This window comes from Frankia sp. BMG5.23 (assembly GCF_000685765.2).
In the GTDB taxonomy this organism is placed as follows: domain Bacteria; phylum Actinomycetota; class Actinomycetes; order Frankiales; family Frankiaceae; genus Frankia; species Frankia casuarinae.
In genome coordinates this window covers 66897-88372 of record NZ_JDWE01000006.1, presented here as the reverse complement: position 1 = coordinate 88372, position 21476 = coordinate 66897, and the positions used below count along the sequence as shown (strand labels likewise).

Genomic DNA, 21476 nt, shown 5'->3' with positions numbered 1-21476 from the left:
GCTGGCCTGAGATCACGGTGAGGGGGTGGGGACGGGTGTGGTCGGGCATCCCGGGACCGTGACGCCGGCACCGGTCGCCGGCTGGCACAGGGCGGTGGACAGGAGGGAGGAGCCCGAGGTGCCCGACGGCACCTTGGAACGGTCGGTCGGACTCGGACTCGGGCGTACGGAGGGCGTGGCCGGGGTCCGTAGGCGCGAGATGATCTTTTCCGCATCGTCGCGGCTGCCGGCGCGGATGCCTCGTCGGAGCTCCGCCTGATCGGGCTCCGCAACCTCCGACAGTGGCTGACGGCGGGGGAGTACCACCGAGGACAGCGGAATGCCCTTCACTCCCTGGAAGAGGGCGACGTGTTCGTCGTCGACGCCGACATAGTACTGCCCGCGCACGTAGGTCCACCCGGCCGCGGCACCGGCCGCGATGAGCACGAACACCACGGTGGAGACGAACAGGACCCGCCGCCCGGAGCGCCGTCCCCCGGATCCTTCCGGGTCGGAGTCGTCGCCGTCGTCGTCGCCCCGATCGCTGGCCTGCGCCTGGCGGTCCCGCCGGTGGAAGCCCGGCCGACCGATACGGGCCGCCTTCGCCGCCGCGGACTCGTGGTCGGGGTACTGGGGATTCGGCCCGCTGCGGGCCGGCGACGCGCCGGGAACCGCCCGCTTCTCGGCCGCCGCGCCGGCTACGAGGGGATAGGGCTCCGCCTCGCCGTGGTCCTCCTCGATGTCGGCGACCACGACGGTGATGTTGTCCGGGCCGCCGCCCTTGAGGGCCAGGTCGACCAGCTGGTCGACCGCCTCCTGCGGGGTGGGCAGCAGCAGCGTCTCGAGGATTGTCTCCTCGCTCACCACCCCCGACAGGCCGTCGGTGCACAGCAAGTAGCGGTCTCCCGCGATCGCCTGGCGCACGGAGAGATCGGGCTCGACCTCCCGACCGTCGAGCGCCCGCATCAGCAGCGAGCGCTGCGGATGGGTGTTCGCCTGCTCGGGGGTGATCCGACCCTGGTCCACGAGATCCTGCACCAGGGTGTGATCGTGGGTGACCTGGCTGAGGACGCCGTCGCGCAGCAGGTAGGCCCGGGAATCGCCGACGTGCAGCACCCCGAGCATGTCACCGGAGGAGAGCACGGCGGTCACCGTGGTGCCCATGCCGTCCAGCGCGCTGTTCTCCAGCGACATCTCGCGCAGCTGCCGATTGGCGTCCCGGACGGCCTCGTTCAGCTCCGTCACGAGATCGTCGCTGTCGATCGCGTCGTCGAGATCCGCCAGGCGGGAGATCACCGTTGAGCTGGCGACCTCCCCCGCGGCATGACCACCCATGCCGTCGGCCACCGCCAGCAGGCGGAGCCCGGCATAGGCTGAATCTTCGTTTCCTTCCCGTACGTGCCCGACATCCGAGCGGACGGCGAAGTGAAGCCTGAGGCTCACCGGTGGAGCTCCAGGACCGTCTTCCCGATCCTGACCGGCGCGCCGAGAGGTACCGGCATGGGACTGGTCACCTTCGTACGGTTGAGGAATGTGCCATTGGTCGAGCCCAGGTCCTCCACGAACCACTGCCCGTCGTGGGGCACGAGTCTCGCATGCCGCCCGGATGCGAAGTCATCCTCGAGGACCAGAGTCGAGTCCTGTGCCCGTCCGATGGTGACAGGTGCCGTTCCTAGCGGGATCGTTGTGCCGGTCAAGGGGCCTTTGGTCACCACGAGTTTGCTAGGTGTCTGTGGCTTGCGTGGAGGTTGGGGTGGAGTGCGCGGCGGCGTCGGCCGGACCAGGGGGGGCGGCTCGCGCCGCTGCTGACGCTTGGTGGGGCCGAACATGTCCAGCCGGACGGCGCGCACGGCGACCAGAACGAATCCCCAGAGGAGGGCAAGGAATCCGATCTTGACAACCAGCAGTACGAGTTCGCTGGGTTCAGTGGGGTCCATCGGGCGCTACCAGCCTCGAGCCGATCTGGGCCGGCCACGTCGACCATCCCCGCCGGGAGGCTCCGCGGCGGCGCGGCCGGGGAGCTCCGTGTCGGCGTCGTACACGTCGTCGAGGGGTTCGAGCCCATCGGGCGGCGAACCGGAGCCGGGCCGGCGGCCGGGGTTGCTCGGCTCGCGGTAGGGGTCGGCTCGCCGAGGAGCGTCGGCTCGCCGAGGAGCGTCGGTTCGCCGAGGAGCGTCGGCTCGCCGAGGAGCGTCGGCTCGTCCCTCACGCCCGTCACGGGGGTCACGGTGATAGGGGTCACGACCACCGTGGTCGCGCGGCTGGTCGTAGCCGTGATCCCGTTCCGGTGTCCGGTCCCGGTACGGGTCCCTCCGGTTCTGGTATGAATCGTCCCGGTACCCCGGCCCACCGCGCCGATCACGATCGGCGTACGGGTCGACACGGCCGGCGTGTGGCGACGAGCCGCGCCGGTACGGGTCGTCCGGCGCGGGCGTGGGACGGCGGTCCGGCGGGATGGTCTCCCGGCCCCCGGCCTGGGCCGGCGGAGGTGTTCCACGGGCGCCCACGCGCGCCGGACCATTCCCCCGCCCGTCCTCGCGACGGAAGACGATCGTCGCGGTACCGAGCTCGATCTTGTCCCCGTTGACCAGCTTGACCTGCGTCGCCGCGCGACCGTTGACCAGGCTGCCGTTGGTGGACCCGGCGTCGACGTAGAGGAACTGCCCGTCGGGAAGCCGGCGTATCTCGCCGTGGCGACGAGACACACCGGTGTCGTTCAGGCGGATGTCGCACTCGACGCTGCGGCCGATCACGGTCGTCTCGGCGTCCAAGGGATACTCCCGTTCCCCTCCGCCCGCGGGCCCTCCCGGGGCCTTCGTGGTAATGACGAGGTGCGGGGTGCCGGGAGCGCCCGGTCGGGGAGGGCGTGCGCGCCGTTCAGTCACCGCTCCCGGGTCCGCGGCGGCCACGCTGCTGCGAACCCGGAAGACGCCGACATCGAGATCGGTGGCCTCGGACATCCGCACGGACACCGGGCCGACGAAGGTGTAACGCTGCTCGGCCGCATGCTCGCGAACCATCTCGGCGAGCTCGTCGCACAGCGCCCGGTCGTAGGGGGCGAGCCGGGCGAAGTCGCCGCCGGCGAGCTCGACGGCGAACTCGTTGGGCACCAGCACCCGGTTCGAACTGACCGCCCGCCGATCGTCGGTTTCCCGGGCCAACGCGCTGGCGATCTCGACGGGCTCGACTCCGCCCTTGAACACCTTCGCGAACGCACCCTCGACGAGGCCGCCCAGGCGCCGTTCGAAGCGTTGTAGCACGCCCATGCTCGACCTCCCTTCTCCCGGTCTGTGAGATCGTATGCCCCCGGGCGCGGACGTCCCACGGCTCGGCAGCTTGACATGTTCGCGACGGGCCCGACCCCCCTCCGTGAAGGACATCTCCGGCGTGGTAGCGTGTCGTCTGGTCAAGAGATAGTCCCACTCGGGCGAGTGGCGGAATGGCAGACGCGCACGGTTCAGGTCCGTGTGTCCTAGCGGACGTGGGGGTTCAACTCCCCCCTCGCCCACGCAAGCCCCTGGCGGCGCNNGCTGCGCCGTCAGGGGCTTTCGTCATGCTGGCCGGGGGGCCGAGCCGCCCCGAGCCCCCCGCGTTGCGCCTTCGGCGCTGCCTTGGTTGGCTGGCTGCGCGGAGAGGCTCAGCCGGCGGGGCTGCCCACCGACGGCGTGGAGACGTCCTCGATGCGCACCGCGTAGTCCTCGATCACCGGATTGGCCAGCAGGGTCGAGGCCAGGTGCTCGACCCGGGCCAGGACCGCGCCGTCGAGGTCCGTGCCCTCCTCCAGCTCCAGCTCGAAACGCTTGCCCTGGCGGACCCCGACGATCCCACTCACGCCGAGGCGCGGCAGCGCGGCGAGCACCGCCTGCCCCTGAGGGTCGAGAATCTCCGGCTTGAGCATCACATCCACCACAACCCTGGTCACACCCGCGGACACTACCGGTCGAGCGGCGTAGTGAGCCGGATCTCGCCCGCCCGGGGCGTACAGATCGTACAGATCCGGTAGGCGATCTTGGATAATGCGGGCTTCCCGGGAACATCGGCCCTTAAGCTCGGCTGGTGTCGTTCTGGCGGGCATCCGTCCCGGTCGTCGGGTTCGATCTCGATCTGACCCTGTTGGATGCCCGGCACGGCATCCGGGCGACCTTCGCCGTCCTGTCCGCCGAGACCGGGGTGGCGGTGGACGCCGAGACGGTCGTCGCCCGGCTCGGCCCGCCGCTGGAGACGGAGCTCGCCCACTGGTTCCCGCTGGCCGAGGTCGCGGCCGTGGCGGCCCGCTACCGCGAGCTCTACGCGGTCCACGCGCTGCCGGCGTCGCTGCCGATGCCGGCCGCGGTGGCCGCGGTGGCCGCGGTGCGGCGGCTAGCCGGCCGGGTAGTGGTCGTCACCGCGAAGAGCACGGCGCTGGCCCGCGCGAGTCTGGACCGGATCGGCATCACCGCCGACGTGGTGGAGGGAGCCCGGTTCGCGCAGACGAAGGGCGAGGCCCTGCGCGCCCACCGCGTGGACGTCTTCGTCGGTGACCACGTCGGCGACATGGTCGGCGCCCGCGACGGCGGTGCTCTCGCCGTCGGGGTCGCCACCGGGCCCTGCTCGGCCGCCGATCTGCTCTCCGCCGGCGCCGACGTCGTCCTCCCCCGGCTGGCCGACTTCCCGCCCTGGCTGGTCGACGAGGCCCGGCGCCGACGACAGCCGGGCTGACGCCGCGACGCGGTGGGCCCGGCGGGGGTCCGCACCCCCGGCCGTGAGATCAAGGAACTACCGGGAACGGGTGACAGGATCTGCCCGTGAACCGGTGCCGTCCCCGGGGTGGTCGGCGTCCCCGGGACGATCGGCCTCCCTGCGGGCCCCGTGGTCGGGCGGATGTGGGTTGTTCACGTAGAGATCGGGATCGCTCTCCTCGGGAATCCGGGATCGGGCGGCGGCGAGCACCCCCACCAGCGCCACGGCGAACCCGATGGTCAGTCCGCCGCCGGCGACGGCGTTCAGCCAGGTCGGCAGATTCTCGGCGCCCAGGAAGAAGGGGATCACCGCCGCCGCCGTGGCGACCAGACCGGTTCCGAAGAGCACGGCCCCGATCCGGACCAGCCGATCCGCCCAGGTCACCGGCGGCGGGGTTGCGACCGGAGCCATGACCTCGCTTACCGCACCGCCGGCCACGGGTCCGACCTGCCGGGACGAGGGTTTCGCCGACACGTACGACAGCCTACGAGGATGTGGTGCCGAACGCGGGCCGGGCCACTGTCACGGGAGGGAGATGGGCGCACCCGACAGCCGATCGCTACCGAAGACGCACGCGACGTGCGGCCGACGGATAGCCTGGGAATCACTCATCTTCCGTTGCGTTGTCCTGCCGTTACACAGAACGAGGTCGCCCGTGCCCACCGGCAAAGTCAAGTGGTTCGACGTCGACAAGGGCTTCGGCTTTCTCAGCCGGGACGACGGCGGCGACGTCTTCGTGCACAAGGCCGCCCTGCCCGCCGGGGTCGACCGGCTGAAACCCGGCGACCGGGTCGAGTTCGGCGTCGCCGCCGGGCGGCGTGGCGACCAGGCACTGTCGGTCCGGCTGCTGACCGCCCCGCCGTCGGTCGCCAAGGCGGCCGCCCAGGCCGCGCGGCGCAGTCCGGACGAGCTGCACAGCATGGTCGAAGACATGATCAAGGTGCTGGACGACGTGCAGCGGGACCTTCGTCGCGGCCGGTATCCCGACCGGCGGACCGCCCAGCGGGTCGCCAAGGTCGTGCACGCCGTAGCCAACGAGTTGGAGGTCTAGACCGGCGGCAGGAAACCGACCCGTCGGCCGCACCCGGTGCACACCGCGACCTGGGCGCCCGGTTCCTCGTCGGACGCCGCCAGGTGGGTCAGTGGCACCGGGCCACCGCACCAGGGGCAGAGCAGCCAGGGGCCGTCCACCCCGCGTGGCCCGGGCTCGGACGGACCGGATGTCACGTTTCCGCCAGCACAACGGTCACCCTAGCCGCATCCATCGAATCCGCTGTCGAATCCGCTGTTCCCATCAGATCAGCGACACCGGCCGAGCCAGCCACATCAATCGGGATCCGGGCATGAGCCGAGATCGAGCCCTTCATCAGATTGGCCACACTGGTACGCATCGGTTCACGATGCCTCCTCGGTTAGGGCCTCATCCGCCGCGGCCTGCGCGCCGTGGCGGCAACACATTGTCGGGGAGCCGACCGGTCCCGTCGGCGGGGAGCCCGCGTGCGACTGGAAGCGTTGGCAGTGCGGCAGACTGCGAACGTAGACCAGACCGAACCATGAGCAGCCCCGCAGCCGGCCGCGGTGGCATCGCCGAGGGCCGTCCCACCTCCGCTGATCGGCGGAGGGCACGGATCGGCGGTCGGAACGAGGCGTCGGATCGGGATTCGAGAGGCATTCGTGTGACAAGCAGTGGACAGCGGTCGTGATCACAGCCGTGCGGTGCTGACCGTGGCCGACAACGCCGCACGCATGGGTCCCGGCCGCTCCGAACCAGGTGATCCGCTCAATCCACACGAGCCCCGGTCGGTCGGCCCCTACGTTCTGCTCAGCCGGCTCGGGGTCGGCGGCATGGGCACGGTCTACCTGGCGAGGAACCGGGCCGGACGGCGGGTTGCCATCAAGGTCATCAGACCGGACCTGGCCGCCGACGAGGAGTTCCGCCGCCGGTTCCGGGCCGAGGTCGAAGCGGCACGCAAGGTTGCTCCCTTCTGCACCGCCGAAGTCCTGGACGCGGATCCGAATGCGCCCGCGCCGTACCTCGTCACCGAGTTCATCGACGGCGTCCGGCTGGACATGCAGGTCGACAAGGGCCCGCTGACCTCGTCGACCCTGACCGGACTGGCCGTGGGGGTCGCGACGGCGCTCACCGCGATCCACAGCGCCGGCCTCGTCCATCGGGATCTCAAGCCCAGCAACGTGATGCTCTCACTGTCCGGGCCACGCGTGATCGATTTCGGGATCGCGCAGGCCCTCGAGGGCGCGAAGGCGAAGCCCACGGCATGGGGCTTCGGCTCCGCCGGGTGGATGGCGCCCGAGCAGGTGCACGGCCAGCCCATCGGTCCGGAGGCGGACGTCTTCGCCTGGGGCATCCTCATTGCCTACGCTGGTACCGGCCGCCACCCGTTCGGCGACGGTACGGACATCGACCTCGGCATGCGCATCGTCGGGTCCGCCCCGGACCTGCGCGGTCTGCCGCAGCCACTGGTCGGCCTGGTCAGCGCGGCCCTGGCCAAGCATCCCGACGACCGGCCGAGCGCCCGGGACCTGCTGCTGCGGCTCATCGCGCAGCCACCCTCCCGCGGTACCGGTGCCATCGGCGAGGCGATGGGTCAGGCCGAGGAGCTCCTGAGCAGAACCGGCGAGGTGCCCCGCGCCGCCCCGACCCGGATCGGCCCGGCGACCTCGGCTCCCGCGCGTCAGGTCCACTGGAACGCGGGCGCTCCCGCCGCCCGGGCGGGCCAGGGACCGGGACAACCACGCCAGGCACCACCGGGGCAGTCCGGTGCGCACAGCCCGAGGGGACGCCCCGGCCCGCGGCCCGCCCAGCTGGGCGAGCGGATGGGTGGGCAGGTCCCCGGCGCGCCGCCGGGGCCGTGGTCCGGCCAGGCTCCCGATCGGCACGGGCCGGTACCGGGCGAGCCCGGCGCGCCGTACCCGTCCTTCGCCCAGCCGCCGCCGGCCCGCGGGCTCGATCGCAGGCGACTCGTCTGGATCGCCGTCATCGTCCTGGGCGCGCTGATCGCCATCGCGGTCGTGGTCAGCCTGCCCGGAAAGAGCGGCCAAAATGGTTCCGCGGAACAGTCGGCGGCCACGACCGTCCCGTCGCGCTCCACCGGTCCGAGCACGGCACCGGGTCCGGCCAGCGGCCTGAACCGCCCCGTCACGGATGGCCAGCTCGAGTTCATCGTGGATTCCTTCCGATGCGGGCAGACCAAACTCGGTGACGGACTGCTCGCTCGGCACACGGACGGCCAGTTCTGCCTGGCCCACGTGACCGTGCGCAACATCGGCGACTCCACCCGCACGCTGGTGACCTCATCCCAGTTTCTGTGGGACGGCGGCGGCGGTCGGCACAGCGCCGATTTCCTCGCCCGCTTCCAGCTGAGTAACGAGGATCTGTGGGATTCGATCAACCCGGGTGACCTCAGAGCGGGCACCATGGTCTTCGACATCCCACGGGACGCCACGGCCCAGGAGTTGGAGCTGCACGACAATCCGGTGAGCGCGGGAGCCCGCGTTCCCGTCCCCTGACGGTGGCCGACCAACCCGGCGGGCCGATCTCCAGTTAATGTCACCCTCGATCCGAACGGACCCGAAGCGGGGCGAGCACTTCCCACGGGTTCCGAACCGTCGAGGTGGGGAGTCCGGTGCGAAGAAGCGGTGTCGGTCCAGATCGTCACGGACCCGGTCGACCCGGCGGAGCCGCGGCCCTCGCCGTCCTCGCCGTTTTCGTCCTCGTCGGCGGCCTGACCGGTTGCAGTGACCTTTCCGACCAGACCGGAACGTCCAACCAGGTTGGTGCCCCGACCGCCAGCGGCTCGGCGCTGAAGCTGCTCGCCACCCTTCCGATCAAAGCGGAGGACAACTCTCCCAGGTACCGCCGGGACGAGTTCGGGCCCGCCTGGTCGGACATCGACGACAACGGGTGTGACACCCGTAACGACATTCTGCGGCGAGATCTGCGCAGCACCACCATCCGCAGATCGGACGGCTGCACGGTGCTGACCGGCGAGCTCCGGGATCCGTACACCACCAGAATCATCCGTTTCGACCGTGGACGGAACTCCGCCAGCGTGCAGATCGACCACGTCGTCCCCTTGGCGGATGCGTGGCGGACCGGCGCGCTCAACTGGACCGCTCGGGAACGGCTCCAGTTCGCCAACGATCCGGAGAACCTGCTGGCTGTCGACGGTCCCACGAATCAGCGCAAGAGCGATCACGACGCCGCCGAATGGTTGCCGCCGAGCCCGGGGGAGCAGTGCCCCTACGTCGCGCGCCAGGTGGGATTGAAGGCCCGTTACCGCCTGTGGGTCGTCCAGGCGGAGGCGGACGCGATGCGCGCCGTTCTCCAGAAGTGCCCGAACCAGCCGGCACTGGGGCTGACCCCGAGCGGCTGACCGGAAGCCCGCGGCGCTGAATCATCCGAGAAATGCGGAGCAGCCGGCGGGGTCGGCCCGGACCCGGCGGGGTCGGCCGGCGGTTCTCAGCGGACGGTGGGCGCGGCGCCGCTCTCGCTCACCATCGGGCGGCCGTGCGCCTGCCAGGAGAGCATCCCGTCAGTCAGGTTGCGGACCTGCCAGCCGCCCTGCCTGAGGTAGTTGGTGACGGCGGCGGACCTACCGCCCGAGCGGCACACCACGACGACCTCGCGTTCCCGGGGAACCTCGTCGAGCCGGGCGACCAGTTCACTCATCGGGATGTGCAGCGCGCCGGCGATGTGACCGGCGGACCACTCGTCGGGCTCCCGCACGTCCACCATCAGCGGGGCACCGTCCGCGGAAAGCTCGACCGGTAGCTCCGCGACGCCGACAGCCGGTATCTGATCGGTACTCACGTCTCCATCCTGCCATCAGGACCCTCCGAGGGGGCTCGCGGTTCAGCGCAGCGGCCGCGGAAGCACGGGGACGAGGTCGGCGTCGGCGGCGCGGGAGAGCAGGGCCTCGACGGCGGCGAACCCTTCGTCGCCGAGGTCGAGGCTGAACTCGTTGACGTACAGCTGGATGTGGGCGTCGACGACGTCGGGCGTCATCTCCTGGGCGTGGGCGAGGACGTAGTCGGCGCTGGCGGCGGGATCGGCGAAGGCCGCGGCGACGCTCGCCCGCACCGCGGCGGACAGCACCGGACCGTCCAGCCCCCGGCGGGCGAGGATCGCGCCGAGCGGAATGGGCAGCGAGGTCTGGCCCTCCCACCAGTCGCCAAGGTCGACGAGCGCCGTCAGTCCATAGGACGGGTAGGTGAAGCGGGACTCGTGGATGACGAGCCCCGCGTCATACGCGCCATCGCGGACGGCGGGCATGATCTTCTCGAAGGGAAGCACGTCGACGTTCGTCACGCCCTCGTCGGCCGCCCACAGCCGGAACAGCAGGTAGGCCGTGGTGCGGGTGCCGGGGATGGCGACCCGGGCACCGCGCAGGTCCGACCGCCCGGCGGTGAGGACGAGTGGGCCGCAGCCGCGGCCCAGGGCCCCGCCCGCCGTCAGCAGCTGATACCCGGTGAGCAGCCACGGCAGGGCGGCGTAGGACACCTTGACGAGGTCGTCCCGCCCGTCGGCGGCCCGGGTGTTGAGGACGTCGATGTCGGCGAAGGTCACCGACACCTCGGGTGCTCCCGGGACGAGTCCGTGCGCGAGGGCGTGGAAGGCGAACGTGTCGTTGGGGCAGGGCGAGATGGCGAGCGAGAGCGGACCCGGAAGGTTCGAGGTGGTCGCCCGGCCAGCACCCATCTCAGTGCTCTCCCGTCCCGTGGTGGCCGCTGTTCCCGTGGTGGCCGCGGGCACCCGGGTGCCCGGCCGGGATCGTGGTGGAGACGTCGTTCGCGGTGGCCACCGGTGCGGCCGTCACCAGGCCGTCCGGGTGGGTGACGAGTGCCGCGGCGGCCGTGCGGAGGCTGGCCAGCGCGACCGGCAGGTTCCAGCCGGACCGGTCCCGGCGCCCGACCGTGTTGCTGATGGTACGGATCTCCACCACCGGGACGCCGAAGGCCCGGGCGGCCACCCCGACGGCGTACCCCTCCATCGACTCCGCCACCGGGTCCAGCCGCTCGGTCAGCGCCGTGGCCCGACGCTCGGTGCCCGTCACCGTCGACACGCTGATCACGCTACCCGTGACGATCCGCCGACCGGTGACGTCGAGCACCGTGCCCAGGCGGTGGACGAGGTCCGGATCCGGGACCACCGTGGACGAACCGAGCCCGAGATCCTCCAGGCTCAGGAACGACCCCGCGGGGTTCGACGAGTGGGCGAGGCCGCCGCGGGGTGCCGGCGCGCCGTTGCTGTGGAACCCGAGATTGCGGTCCATCTCGCTGATGCGGCCGATCGGCGGAGCGGGCGGTTCCTCGTCAAGGCCGGACTCCGCGCCGAGGTCGGCGGCGACGATGCGATCGGCGAGGACGATGTCCCCGATCTCCGCCCAGCCGCGGAACCCACCGCCGATCCCCATCGCCACCACCAGGCTGAACGGCTGCCCCGCCGCGCTCGCCACCGACAATGCCACCGCGGTGCCCGCCGCCGCGGCCGGGCCGCCGGTGCCCGCCGCGAGCACCGTCACCGGTCCGCGTCGCCGGCCCACGTAGGGGCCCAGGGTGGAGGTGGTGAGAAGCTGGCGGTCCCATTCGGGGGACACCAGGCTGCCCGGTCCGACGGGGGTTCTGGTCCGACCGCTCGACCAGCTGCCCATCAGGCCGGCACACACCGCGTCCGCTTCGGCGGTCACCGCGGTCACGATCAGGGTACGGCTCACGATCAGGTCCGGATCATGATCTGGGGACGTCCTCGTCTGTTGTCGCATGCTGTCGGTCGATTCACCCGAACACCACCGCACCGGACGGCTGGGTAACAGCGCGGGATTTTCGATGGGGTGCAAATCGGACTTGTTGCCGGACCTTAGCATCGCGGACGACGCTGCGTGGTCCCGGTGGGGAGGTGTGGCACGCTGCGCGCACGGTGTATCCCCGTTCGGGGGCTGGTGTGCGCGGGTCGTTGGTTCCGGTCCGGCGGCGGAGTGGCCGGCGGCGGAGTGGCCGGCGGCGGGTCAGGGCTTGAAGGTGACCAGGAACGGCCAGCTTCCCGACGCCTGGTCGCTGGAGCTGCCCGCCTCGGGAAGCGCGAACACCACGAGCAGGGCAGGCGTGTTCTTGGCGGGAACGTACCGGTAGTGCGTCTCGCTGATCTTGTCGGTCACCCGCTCCCTGCCCAGGACGAGGAAGTAGCCGCGGTCGGCGACCGACGTCGGCACGTCGATGTTGATGGCGCTTCCGGGCCTGACCGTGATGTGCGGCGGTGATACCGATTTCTGGATCACCGTTCCGTCCCGCTCGTACTGCGCGGCGTTCGTCCGCACGAAGTGTCCCCCGGACTCCATGGTCACCAGGGGAGTCGGTCGCTCGCAGCCGCTCAGGCCGAGGCCGACGACGACCGCGGCGGCGAGAGCCGCGGCGAGCCGCCGGAACGGGAGACGGCGGAGGAGGTGGGGCGTGCGCACGGTCGGAGGGTATCGCCGCCCGTGCGGTGGCGTCGCTCGCCGTCAGGGCCTTCAGCCGCTGGCCGGTGGGCACGGTGGCCCGGGTCACGTCGCTGGCGTGCCGGATCAGTTCCGGCGCCGCCATCGGAGGCCGCGGGCCGTTCGTCGGCGGTCAGGCCGGGTCGGACCGGTCGGATCCTGGAGCGTCGCCGGAATGGGGAGTGGGGCCTGCCGCCACGGGTCGGCCGGTGGCAGCGGCGTTGACGCGGTCGCGTGGGCCGACGGGGGCATGGGTGTCGGTGTGGGCATCGGTATCGGCGGGGGCATGGGTGCCTGCGGGGGAACCCCTGGGTGACCGAGTGGTTTCGTTGTGTCCGGATCGTTGTGGGCGGGTGGGCGGTTGCGGGTGTCCGCGCGGAACTGGGTGCGGGCGGCCAGCCGGGACCGACGCAGCGCGCCGGCCTCCACGAACAACGTGATCCCCATCGCCGCCGCGGCCACCGCGAAGCCGACCGTCCCGGGCATCTCGATCAGTCCGAGGCCCCCGCCGGCGACCCAGGCCAGCTGCAGACCGGTCTCAGAGCGGGCGAACGCGGAGTTGCGGGTGGTCTCCGGGATGTCCCGCTGGATGATCGCGTCCAGCGCCAGCTTCCCCATCGACCCCGCCATGGACGCCAGCAGCGCGGCGACCAGCGAGGTGAACTTGGTGTAGGTGATCGCCGCACCGAGGCATCCCCCTGCCGCCAACACCAGCGCGAGCATGAGGATGCCCTCGGGACGGCGCCGGCCGAGCCGGCCGCCGATGAAGACTCCCAGGCCGCTGCCGGCGCCCGCGCAGACCGCGAGCCCGCCCAGCCACAGGTTGTTCCCGCCGTTGGTGCGCAGGAGGAACGCCAGATAGAACGTCAGGAAGCCGACCAGACTGCGTAGCACCAGGGCGGCGCGCAGCGCCACCGGCAGCGTGCCGAGGAACGCCCGGATCCGCGCCCCGACGCCGCGCCGGGCCACGCTTGAGGGAAGCGGGCCGCGCAGCGGCTGCTCACCGGCGGCGGAGTCGACGTGCCCGGGCAGGTTGAACGCCAGTAGGACCCCGGCCATGTAGACGAGGGCACAGATTCGCAACACCCAGGGATAGCCGACGAAAGGGATGTTGGCGATGCCCAGCCCGACGGGTGCCACGACCGCCCCGGCGACGATGTTTACCAGCGAGATCCGTGAGTTGATCGTGACGAGCGTGAGTTCCGCCGGGGCCACCCGGGGAATGACGGCGCTGCGCGCGACGCCGAACCCGCGGGAGAGCACGAGCAGGCCGAGCGCGAGGGGGTAGACGGCCAGCCCGTCGAGTGCCCCCGCGAGCTGCCACGCCAGCAGCCCGCGGCCCAGGCAGATGGCGGCGAGCGCCGTCCGCCGACCGTAGGCCACCCGGTCCAGCAGTGGACCGATGACCGGCGCCAGCAGGGCGAACGGCACCATGGTGACCAGTAGGTAGAGGGCGACCTTCGACCGGGCCTCGCCGGACGGGACGGCGAAGAACAGCGAACCCGCCAACGCGACGGTCACCAGCGCGTCCCCGGCGGCGTTGACGAACGACAGCTCCGTCAGCGACGACAGCCCCGACCGGTCGGCGTCATTGCCGCGCACACTCGCCCGCAGCCGGCGCAGGCTGTTCACCACTGTGCTGCCCAGGTTCACCCTGCCCAGTGTCCTCGTCCTGGACCGGCGCCGTCCTGGACCGGCGCGGCGCCGTCCTGGACCTGCGCCACTACGACCACGTCGGGCGGTGGATGGGTTCGTGGGTGAGAATACTTCCCGTGGATGCTCCCGATGTTCGTAGGACGGTCCGGTCCGGGCGGGAACCCGTGGCCGATCCGACCTGTGCGGCCGCCGTCGACCTGGCCCGGCAGGCTGCCGTCGAGGAGGCGGGGTCCGCGGCGGAGGTCGGTGCGCATCTCGGCGTCGAGAGCGAGGGGGACCGCCTCGTCCTGCACCGGTTCGCCTGCCTGGCGCGGGCCTATCCCGGCTGGGTCTGGACAGTGATCGTTACCCGGGCCGCGCGGGTGCGCAAGGCGACGGTCGACGACGTCGTGTTGATGCCCGGGGACGGGGCCATGCTGGCGCCCCCGTGGGTCCCCTGGTCGGAGCGGCTGCGGCCGGGCGACGTCGGGATCGGGGACCTGCTGCCGACCGCCATCGACGATCCTCGGCTCGCGCTGCGCACAGAGGACGCCGAGGAGTTCGTCGACACCGACGTCTTCCTTGAGCTCGGTCTGGGGCGGGCCCGGGTGCTGTCCGTGACCGGGCGGGAGGAGGCGGTCGAACGCTGGTACGCGGGTCCCGCCGGCCCGGACGCATCCATCGCGAAGGTGGCGCCCGCATCCTGCCTGACCTGCGGATTCCACGTGCGGCTCGCGGGTGCGCTCGGCCGGATGTTCGGCGTCTGCGCCAACGAGCTCGCACCGGACGACGGCCGGGTCACGTCGATCGACCACGGCTGTGGGGCGCACTCGGAGGCACTGGTGGCTCCTTCGGCGCATCCCGAACCCGTCCTGTTCGACGAGGACCCCTCCGACCTGGAGCCGATCGACGTCGAGCTGGTGGGTGTGGCCGCCCATCCGCCGGGTTCGGTGGACGACAACGGGGCGGGCGAGACCGCGGACGGCCCGGGACCGGAGCCCTACGGCCACTCCTGACCGGCCTCGCCCGCCGGGACTTACTCGGATTTATCCGGACGTACTCGTGTCTAGGTGAGCCGGCCGAACAGTGCCGGCAGCGTTCCCTCGTGCGCCGCGCGCAGCTCGTCGAGGCCGACGGTGAAGGCGTCCTGTACGTCGAGGGTGTCCCCGTCGACGACACCGACACGCCGCCACGGCAGGCCCCGCACCTCGCACATGTCGGTGAAGCGCAGTTCCTCCGCGCGGGGCACCGCGACGACGGCGCGGCCGGCCGACTCGCTGAACAGCTCGACGAACGGGTCCGATCCGGCCGGCAGGATGATCCGGGCGCCGTGCCCGCCGCGCAGGCACGACTCGACGAGCGCCTGGGCGAGCCCACCGTCGGAGAGGTCGTGCGCGGCGGTGAGCATGCCGTCGCGGGAACCGGCGACGAGGATCTCGCCGAGTAGCTTCTCCCGGGCGAAGTCGACGGCCGGCGGCTCGCCGCCGAGATGGCGATGCGTCACCCACGCCCACTCCGAGCCGCCGAATTCGTCGGCGGTCTCGCCGAGCAGGATCAGGACGTCCCCCTCCTCGGCGAAGCCGATGGGCGTCCGGCGCGTGACGTCGTCGAACAGGCCGAGCACCCCGATCACCGGGGTCGGATGGATCGGCGTCGAGCCGGTCTGGTTGTAGAACGAGACGTTGCCGCCCGTCACCGGGAGGCCGAGCCGCCGGCAGCCCTCGGCGAGGCCCGCGCACGCCTGGGCGAACTGCCACATCACCTCGGGGTCCTCTGGGGAGCCGAAGTTCAGGCAGTTCGTCACCGCGATCGGCACCGATCCGGCGGCGGCCACGTTGCGGCACGCCTCCGCCAGGGCGAGCTGGGTGCCGGCGGACGGGTCGAGCCGTGCGTACCGTCCGTTGCCGTCGGTGGCGAGCGCGATCCCCAGGCCGGTGGCCGCCGACAGCCGAAGCACGCCCGCATCTTCCGGCTGGGCGAGCACGGTGCCCGCCTGCACGTACCGGTCGTACTGGTCGGTCACCCAGGCCCGCGAGCACAGGTTCGGGGAGGCGACCAGCCGCAGCAGGGTCTCCCGCAGCTCCGGCCCGGTCCGTGGCCGGGCGAGCCGGGCGGGCGTGGGTGCGTCCGCCCGGACCAGGTCGAAGTCGACCGGGCGGCGCAGGGGGCGCTCGTAGACCGGGCCATCGTCGGCGAGTGATCCGGGCGGAACGTCGACGACGACCTCGCCGTGCCAGCGTACGGTCAGCCGACCGCTGTTGGTGACGGTGCCGATCCTGGTCGCGAGCACACCCCAGCGCTCGGCGAGGGCGAGAACCTCGGGCAGCGCCTCGGGCGTGACGATCGCCAGCATGCGCTCCTGGGACTCGCTCGCGAGGACCTCGTGCGCCGCCATCGACGCCTCGCGCAGGGGCACGAGGTCGAGGTCGACCTCCATGCCGCCGGGCTGGCCGGTGGCGATGCCCGCGGCGGTGGTCTCGGTCAGCGCGCAGGTCAGCCCGGCGCCGCCGAGATCCTGGATGCCGGTGACGAGCTTGCGGTCGAACAGCTCCAGGCAGGTCTCGATCAGGATCTTCTCGGTGAACGGGTCGCCGACCTGCACCGAGGGTCGCCGGGCCGGGCCGCCGCCCTCGTCGAAGGTTGCCGACGCCAGTATCGAGACGCCGCCGATGCCGTCCCGGCCGGTCTTGGCGCCGAGCAGGACGACGGCGTTGCCGACCCCGGTCGCCGCCGACGTCTGCACCCGATCGACCGGCATGACCCCGACGCACAGGGCGTTGACCAGCGGGTTACCCGCGTAGGTCGGGTCGAAGACGACCTCGCCGCCGATGGTGGGCAGGCCGAGGCAGTTGCCGTAGCCACCGATGCCGGCGACGACCCCGGGCAGGACCCGGGCGGTGTCCGCCGCGTCGGCCTCGCCGAAGCGCAGCGGGTCGAGCACGCCGATCGGGCGGGCCCCCATGGTCAGGATGTCACGGACGATGCCGCCTACACCCGTCGCGGCCCCCTGGTACGGCTCGACGAAGCTGGGGTGGTTGTGCGACTCGATCTTGAAGGTGACCGCCAGCCCCTCGCCGACGTCGACGACGCCCGCGTTCTCCCCCATGCCCACCAGCAGCCGGTCCGTCAACGGGGTGTCCCGGAACTGCCGCAGATGCACCTTGGAGGACTTGTAGGAGCAGTGCTCGCTCCACATCACCGAGTACATCGCGAGTTCGGCGTCGCTGGGCCGGCGACCGAGGGTCGCGATGATCCGGGCGTACTCGTCGTCGGTGAGCCCCAGCTCCTGGTAGGGCTGCTCGGCGGGGGGACTCACGGAGGTGGCCGCGGGGGCGGCGGGGTTGCCGGTCACCCTCCCATCCTCGCCGATATCCCCTGGTCCGGGCGCCCGGGTGGGCCAGGAGACCCCTTCGTAACCAAAAATCCTTCTTTAAGAGGAAAAAGCCGACAAAAAGCCGGACAGCACCGAGGTGAACATGCGAAGCCCGTCGACCCCGGGGCCGGTGAGGTCGTCGACAGCATGCTCGGGATGCGGCATCAGGCCCACGATCGTCCGGCTCTCGTTACAGATCCCGGCGATGTCGGCCGCCGACCCGTTGGGATTCCCGCCGACGTAGCGCACCACAACCCGCCCGGCCGCCTCGAGTTCGGCGAGCACGTCCGGGGCCGCAACATAGCGGCCATCCCCGTGCTTCACCGGGATGACGATCTCCTCGCCGTCCTGGTAGCCGCGGGTCCAGGCAGTGCCCGGCGCCTCGACCCGCAACCGCTGGTCGCGGCAGACGAAGTGCAGTCCCACGTTGCGGGTCAGTGCCCCGGGGAGCAGGCCGGCCTCGCAGAGCACCTGAAACCCGTTGCAGATGCCGAGAATCGGCAGGCCCGCGCGGGCCGCCGGGACGAGGGCCGCCACCATGGGCGAGAACCGGGCTATCGCACCGGCACGCAGGTAGTCACCGTAGGAGAATCCGCCGGGCAGGATGACGGCGTCAACGCCGGCGAGATCGCTGTCGCCATGCCAGAGGGAGACCGGTTCGGCACCGGCGGCCCGCACCGCGAGCGCCGTGTCCTGGTCATCGAGGGAGCCGGGGAAGGTGACGATCCCGATCCGGGCCGGCGAGTCCGCCTCAGTCATTACCACACCCATCGCGATACCCGCCCAGATTCCTCGGAGTCCACTCCCGTCAGCGTAGCCGGTCGAATCGTGGGGCGGCCGATCGACGAAGGGAGCGGCGGGGGACGGCGGGAGACGGTGGACGGCGGGAGATGGTGGACGGCGGGAGACGTCAGACCGGATGGATGCCCTCGGCCACCTCCGGGCGGGAAGCGGGCCGGAGCCCCGTCCGCGCCCGGCTCAGCCGCGCCCCGGGAGCGCTCTCCTCCCAGGTGAGAGTCTTTTCCAGATGCACGCGGGTGCCCCGATGGGGGCTGTCCACCTGGTGGAACTGCACCCGGTCCATCAGAGCGCGCATGAGAAAGATGCCGCGGCCTTGCTCGGGAACATTATCCGGCCTGGGGGAATCGCCATTCTGGCGGGCTGTCCGATCGAGCTCATCCGCGCTGTCGAAACCGTCGCCGCGATCGCTCACCTCGATGACAGCGACTTCGTTGTCCACTCCCACAAAAACCTCGTACTCGTCGCCGGCATGAGCATGTAGAAGAACGTTGTCGCACGCTTCGGTCAAGGCGATTTCAACATCGTCAATGCATTCTTTATTGACGCCCAGGACTTTCAGGGACTGCGTACAGATACGTCGAATCACGGGTATGGAGATCTCATCGTGGGGCAACGACAGGCTTACTTTGATCTCCATGTCGGAGGGTGTACCCGCGTCACGCATCGTCAACCGAACGACCTACGCCGACACAGGCTCGATCCGGTCACATGTCATCGGTCATCGTAATCGGTTATTGCGATAGGTTGTCGCAATCGGTTATCTCAATCGGGCGGCAAGGGCCCGGCCCAGCTCGGTGCCCGAGCGCCAGGCACTCTCGATCTTCGGTGTTCCCCAGCCGTCGCCGGCGAGCCCGATCCCACTGCTGGACAGGTAGTACGGCTGTTCGTGCGGACGGTCCGGGCGAGCGAAGGTCCACTTTTGCACATACGTCCAACTGGGTTGCATCGTGATGGTGAGCAGGCGCCGTAGCGCCGCGACGAGATCGGGCCCGGCCGCCGCGGGGTCGGCCAGCCGCGGCCGCGCGAAATCCGGCGTCGAGTGGGCGACCAGGACGGCGGCATTGTCACCCCGGCGACGACCGTCGTCGGCGATCCAGGCAATCGTATCGTCGTCGTGGACGAAGGCTCCGTCGATCGGTGCCCAGCACCGGTAGGGCCAGCCGGCGAGCAGCGCCAGCACCGGCGACCAGGGTCGGCCGGCGAGCTGCGCCCGCTCCTCGGTGCAGGCCGGGTCGAGATGGCGCAGCGCCTGCGGGTCGGGCATCGCGAGGACCACCGCGTCGGCGGCCTCGTCGTCAACGCGGGGACCCGGGGTGACCCGGCGGATCGGTGTGGACTGCGTGACCTGCACCCCGGCTCGGGAGGCGAGGTCGGCGACCAGGGAACGCAGCCCGCGCGGGGCGGCGTACCGCAGCGGGCCGGAACGCGGCTCGGCCAGGGTGGCGGTCGGCCCACTGATTACCGACATTCGGTGCGTCCAGGGGCGTACCAGGCCACGGATGAACCAATCGTCCACGACTTCGCGGAACTCCGGCGAGGTGGCGGTGAAGTACGACGCGCCGGAGTCCACGATGCGCCCGTCTATCCACCGTGAGGCCATCCGTCCGCCGATCACGCGGCCCCGGTCACGGACATCCACGGTGATTCCCTCGGCTAGCAGTGCGCTGGCGCAGGCGATCCCAGCAATGCCCCCGCCGGCGACGACGACCTTCGCCACCGATCCCCCTATATCGAGATGAATGCCGCGGGCGCCGCATGCCGATTGGCCTTTCACCGGTTCCCGCGGCGTCGCCCTCCTGGATGTGTCGCCACGGTGACGGTGGCTTGCGGACGAGCGTTGATGATGCTCGCCATCAGTCCCGCCAGTGCCCGTCCGCCGAACGGCTGTGTTCATCGTGCCCATTGAGGAGGGGTCCGCGTGCGGTATCCGTGGTGATGCTTTCGCAGCGACGGGATAGTCCCTGCCGCGGAAGAGGGTTATCCCTGAACGGGCGCCCGAGATACCGGGGATGCATCTGTCGTTGACCGGGTCTGTCGTCGACCGGGTCTGTCGTTGACCGGATCTGTCGGCTGTCGGCCCTCCGTCAGCCCGCTCCCGCGACGGGATCGGTGGTGTTTGCCACGGCCACGGCCGCCACCCGGTACCCTCGTCATCCGCCGAGCATGGCTTAGCCTTACCCGCAGGAAGTCCATGACCGCGCGTGACGGTCTCTACCTCAGGAGGTCGTGATCGCTCGCCGACCCGCACCCCAGCGTCCCGGCACCCGCCCGGCACGAGTCGCCACGCCCGGCTCTGGCGGGGGAGCCGCACGGAGCCGTCGCCGCCCGTCCGTCCACGGATCCGATGGTGCCATCCCCGCCGTCGGACCGCGGGAACCCTGTCCCTGCGGGTCGGGCCGTCGTTACAAGGCGTGCCACGGCGAGCGGAACCGGCCGGCTCCCGTGCTGCGCCCGTTCGCGGGCCGCCGCGACGAGCCGGACCTGGTCGCCCTGCGGGAGCTGGTGCCCAGCGCCACCGCGCCGCTGGCCCTGGCGGCGGCCTACCTCGCCGACCATCCCGAGCACGCCGACCGGCGCATCACGCTCTGCACGATGCTGCCGCAGGCCGCCCCCGCCCTGGTACGCGAGGACGGCGAAATCCTGGTCGCCCTGCAGATCGCCCTTCCGGGTCTGGACGTATCGCGGGACGTCGCCGGTGCCCTGCTCGCCGCACTCGCCGCCGAGCCGGGGAGTGCGATCGACATCCCGCCCGCCTCCGCGCCGCGCCTCGTGGAACAACTGCCCGCGGGACTCGCCGGGTTGCCCCGGCTCACCGACCTGCTGGACCCGGCGCCCCTGGACATCACCGTTCATTCCGGATTCGGATGGTGGCTGCCACCGTCCGACGAGGAGAGCGGTCCGAACCCGGAGGCGGCGGTGATGCTGGAGCGCGCCAACGCCACCGTGGTGCCCACCGTACGGCTCACCTCGGTGCCGGCCGCCTACTGGTGCCATCCCGGTGACCGCTGGCACCTGCGGTGGGCGCTTCCGCTGGCCTGGCCGGGTGCGGCGGGTGCTGCGGCGGGCACCGACTCCGAGGCCGAGGCGGTCGCTCCCATCGGCGCGGGCGCCGACGTCGCCCCCACCGAGGAGGCGTTGCTGGATGCGCTGGCTCGCCTGGCCGCGGCCGAACGTCTCACGGTGGGGGAGGGCTCCAGGTTCATCGGGTTCTTCCGCGCCGCCGGGCTCGTCGTGCCCGTCTGGGATCTCGCGCCCGGAAGCGAGGCGGGTAGCTGTGAGGAGCCGGCCGCCGCGCTGCGGGTGGCCTACCAGAGGGCACTGGCCGACACCACGGCACTGACCGCGCACGAACGCCGGGTGCGGGCGGGTCTTGTTGGACGCAGCCTCACCCTGCGCTGACGGCATCGGCGCAGACCGCGCTGCCTGGGCGGGGTGCGCTGCCTGGGCGGGGTGCGCTGCCTGGGCGGGGTGCGGTG

The 21476-nt window shown here is 71.4% G+C and carries 21 protein-coding genes and 1 tRNA gene; 7 read left to right on the top strand and 15 right to left on the bottom strand.

All coding sequences use genetic code 11. From position 1 onward, the window contains the following. Positions 1 to 12 precede the first annotated feature (12 nt). From BMG523DRAFT_RS04485 to BMG523DRAFT_RS04475, 3 genes are read right to left on the bottom strand one after another with little or no spacing between them, the layout of a single operon-like run. On the bottom strand, positions 13 to 1422 hold the full coding sequence (locus BMG523DRAFT_RS04485; RefSeq protein ID WP_011438786.1) for a PP2C family serine/threonine-protein phosphatase: 1410 nt from the start codon (positions 1420 to 1422) through the stop codon (positions 13 to 15). Then, positions 1419 to 1916: an FHA domain-containing protein gene (locus BMG523DRAFT_RS04480; protein WP_011438785.1), complete on the bottom strand. Its 498-nt coding sequence runs from the start codon at positions 1914 to 1916 to the stop codon at positions 1419 to 1421. The genes BMG523DRAFT_RS04485 and BMG523DRAFT_RS04480 overlap by 4 nt, the downstream gene beginning before the upstream one ends. 6 nt (positions 1917 to 1922) lie before the next feature. Next, complete coding sequence (locus BMG523DRAFT_RS04475) at positions 1923 to 3245, bottom strand: DUF3662 and FHA domain-containing protein (protein WP_023840025.1); 1323 nt, start codon at positions 3243 to 3245, stop codon at positions 1923 to 1925. A gap of 159 nt (positions 3246 to 3404) precedes the next feature. Between BMG523DRAFT_RS04475 and BMG523DRAFT_RS04470 the strand changes: the two genes are divergently transcribed. Next, a tRNA-Leu gene (locus tag BMG523DRAFT_RS04470) sits at positions 3405 to 3487 on the top strand. A gap of 129 nt (positions 3488 to 3616) precedes the next feature. On the opposite strand, the gene purS is transcribed toward BMG523DRAFT_RS04470, so the two are convergent. Continuing rightward, the gene (gene purS / locus BMG523DRAFT_RS04465) at positions 3617 to 3901 is read right to left on the bottom strand and encodes a phosphoribosylformylglycinamidine synthase subunit PurS (RefSeq protein ID WP_011438783.1); all 285 of its coding nucleotides are present in this window, start codon (positions 3899 to 3901) and stop codon (positions 3617 to 3619) included. 134 nt (positions 3902 to 4035) lie between these two features. Here purS and BMG523DRAFT_RS04460 point away from each other — a divergent pair, with 134 nt between their 5' ends. Then, positions 4036 to 4677, top strand: coding sequence for an HAD family hydrolase (locus BMG523DRAFT_RS04460; RefSeq protein WP_011438782.1), 642 nt, complete (start codon positions 4036 to 4038; stop codon positions 4675 to 4677). Positions 4678 to 4734: 57 nt separating this feature from the next. Here BMG523DRAFT_RS04460 and BMG523DRAFT_RS25810 read toward each other — a convergent pair whose 3' ends face one another. After that, the gene (locus BMG523DRAFT_RS25810) at positions 4735 to 5172 is read right to left on the bottom strand and encodes a hypothetical protein (RefSeq protein ID WP_023840636.1); all 438 of its coding nucleotides are present in this window, start codon (positions 5170 to 5172) and stop codon (positions 4735 to 4737) included. 181 nt (positions 5173 to 5353) lie between these two features. On the opposite strand from BMG523DRAFT_RS25810, the gene BMG523DRAFT_RS04450 reads away from it, so the two are divergent. After that, entirely contained in the window at positions 5354 to 5749 is a 396-nt protein-coding gene (locus BMG523DRAFT_RS04450) for a cold-shock protein (protein WP_011438780.1), read from the top strand. 172 nt (positions 5750 to 5921) lie between these two features. On the opposite strand, the gene BMG523DRAFT_RS25190 is transcribed toward BMG523DRAFT_RS04450, so the two are convergent. Beyond that, positions 5922 to 6089, bottom strand: coding sequence for a hypothetical protein (locus tag BMG523DRAFT_RS25190; protein WP_023840638.1), 168 nt, complete (start codon positions 6087 to 6089; stop codon positions 5922 to 5924). A gap of 355 nt (positions 6090 to 6444) precedes the next feature. Between BMG523DRAFT_RS25190 and BMG523DRAFT_RS04440 the strand changes: the two genes are divergently transcribed. Together BMG523DRAFT_RS04440 and BMG523DRAFT_RS04435 are read left to right on the top strand one after the other, a co-directional pair. After that, positions 6445 to 8226: a DUF4352 domain-containing protein gene (locus tag BMG523DRAFT_RS04440; RefSeq protein WP_049761147.1), complete on the top strand. Its 1782-nt coding sequence runs from the start codon at positions 6445 to 6447 to the stop codon at positions 8224 to 8226. Between the two features lie 116 nt (positions 8227 to 8342). Further along, the gene (locus BMG523DRAFT_RS04435; RefSeq protein ID WP_051623770.1) at positions 8343 to 9092 is read left to right on the top strand and encodes an HNH endonuclease family protein; all 750 of its coding nucleotides are present in this window, start codon (positions 8343 to 8345) and stop codon (positions 9090 to 9092) included. 86 nt (positions 9093 to 9178) lie between these two features. Here the strand turns inward: BMG523DRAFT_RS04435 and BMG523DRAFT_RS04430 are convergent, their stop codons facing one another. The 5 genes from BMG523DRAFT_RS04430 to BMG523DRAFT_RS04410 form a co-directional block, all read right to left on the bottom strand. Next, complete coding sequence (locus BMG523DRAFT_RS04430) at positions 9179 to 9529, bottom strand: rhodanese-like domain-containing protein (protein ID WP_011438777.1); 351 nt, start codon at positions 9527 to 9529, stop codon at positions 9179 to 9181. Between the two features lie 42 nt (positions 9530 to 9571). Then, the gene (locus BMG523DRAFT_RS04425; RefSeq protein ID WP_011438776.1) at positions 9572 to 10417 is read right to left on the bottom strand and encodes a 1,4-dihydroxy-6-naphthoate synthase; all 846 of its coding nucleotides are present in this window, start codon (positions 10415 to 10417) and stop codon (positions 9572 to 9574) included. A 1-nt stretch (position 10418) separates the two neighbouring features. Further along, positions 10419 to 11432, bottom strand: a complete 1014-nt coding sequence (mqnB, locus tag BMG523DRAFT_RS04420; protein WP_023840640.1) for a futalosine hydrolase — start codon at positions 11430 to 11432, stop codon at positions 10419 to 10421. 291 nt (positions 11433 to 11723) lie between these two features. Next, the gene (locus tag BMG523DRAFT_RS04415) at positions 11724 to 12173 is read right to left on the bottom strand and encodes a hypothetical protein (protein WP_011438774.1); all 450 of its coding nucleotides are present in this window, start codon (positions 12171 to 12173) and stop codon (positions 11724 to 11726) included. 105 nt (positions 12174 to 12278) lie between these two features. Beyond that, positions 12279 to 13844: an MFS transporter gene (locus BMG523DRAFT_RS04410; protein ID WP_023840642.1), complete on the bottom strand. Its 1566-nt coding sequence runs from the start codon at positions 13842 to 13844 to the stop codon at positions 12279 to 12281. A 92-nt stretch (positions 13845 to 13936) separates the two neighbouring features. On the opposite strand from BMG523DRAFT_RS04410, the gene BMG523DRAFT_RS04405 reads away from it, so the two are divergent. Next, on the top strand, positions 13937 to 14842 hold the full coding sequence (locus tag BMG523DRAFT_RS04405; RefSeq protein ID WP_011438772.1) for a DUF3027 domain-containing protein: 906 nt from the start codon (positions 13937 to 13939) through the stop codon (positions 14840 to 14842). A 50-nt stretch (positions 14843 to 14892) separates the two neighbouring features. On the opposite strand, the gene purL is transcribed toward BMG523DRAFT_RS04405, so the two are convergent. The 4 genes from purL to BMG523DRAFT_RS04385 form a co-directional block, all read right to left on the bottom strand. Continuing rightward, a complete protein-coding gene (purL, locus tag BMG523DRAFT_RS04400) occupies positions 14893 to 17178 on the bottom strand; it encodes a phosphoribosylformylglycinamidine synthase subunit PurL (protein ID WP_043590481.1) in 2286 nt (761 codons plus the stop codon). Positions 17179 to 17256: 78 nt separating this feature from the next. Continuing rightward, positions 17257 to 17958 (bottom strand): phosphoribosylformylglycinamidine synthase subunit PurQ, encoded by a 702-nt coding sequence (purQ, locus tag BMG523DRAFT_RS04395; RefSeq protein ID WP_076804178.1) that lies wholly within the window; start codon positions 17956 to 17958, stop codon positions 17257 to 17259. A gap of 151 nt (positions 17959 to 18109) precedes the next feature. After that, positions 18110 to 18664 (bottom strand): ATP-binding protein, encoded by a 555-nt coding sequence (locus tag BMG523DRAFT_RS04390; protein ID WP_023840645.1) that lies wholly within the window; start codon positions 18662 to 18664, stop codon positions 18110 to 18112. 93 nt (positions 18665 to 18757) lie between these two features. Beyond that, positions 18758 to 19717: an NAD(P)/FAD-dependent oxidoreductase gene (locus BMG523DRAFT_RS04385; RefSeq protein WP_023840646.1), complete on the bottom strand. Its 960-nt coding sequence runs from the start codon at positions 19715 to 19717 to the stop codon at positions 18758 to 18760. 509 nt (positions 19718 to 20226) lie between these two features. Between BMG523DRAFT_RS04385 and BMG523DRAFT_RS04380 the strand changes: the two genes are divergently transcribed. Then, positions 20227 to 21399, top strand: a complete 1173-nt coding sequence (locus BMG523DRAFT_RS04380; protein ID WP_043590479.1) for a DUF5926 family protein — start codon at positions 20227 to 20229, stop codon at positions 21397 to 21399. The last annotated feature ends 77 nt before the right edge of the window (positions 21400 to 21476 follow it).

What these genes read in the sequence shown, in the direction of transcription:
- BMG523DRAFT_RS04480 (WP_011438785.1), bottom strand. Translation starts at nt 1,916, where the DNA reads ATGGACCCCACTGAACCCAGCGAACTCGTACTGCTGGTTGTCAAGATC.
- BMG523DRAFT_RS04475 (WP_023840025.1), bottom strand. Translation starts at nt 3,245, where the DNA reads ATGGGCGTGCTACAACGCTTCGAACGGCGCCTGGGCGGCCTCGTCGAG.
- BMG523DRAFT_RS25190 (WP_023840638.1), bottom strand. Translation starts at nt 6,089, where the DNA reads ATGCGTACCAGTGTGGCCAATCTGATGAAGGGCTCGATCTCGGCTCAT.
- BMG523DRAFT_RS04440 (WP_049761147.1), top strand. Translation starts at nt 6,445, where the DNA reads ATGGGTCCCGGCCGCTCCGAACCAGGTGATCCGCTCAATCCACACGAG.
- BMG523DRAFT_RS04425 (WP_011438776.1), bottom strand. Translation starts at nt 10,417, where the DNA reads ATGGGTGCTGGCCGGGCGACCACCTCGAACCTTCCGGGTCCGCTCTCG.
- BMG523DRAFT_RS04405 (WP_011438772.1), top strand. Translation starts at nt 13,937, where the DNA reads ATGGGTTCGTGGGTGAGAATACTTCCCGTGGATGCTCCCGATGTTCGT.
- purQ (WP_076804178.1), bottom strand. Translation starts at nt 17,958, where the DNA reads ATGACTGAGGCGGACTCGCCGGCCCGGATCGGGATCGTCACCTTCCCC.
- BMG523DRAFT_RS04390 (WP_023840645.1), bottom strand. Translation starts at nt 18,664, where the DNA reads ATGCGTGACGCGGGTACACCCTCCGACATGGAGATCAAAGTAAGCCTG.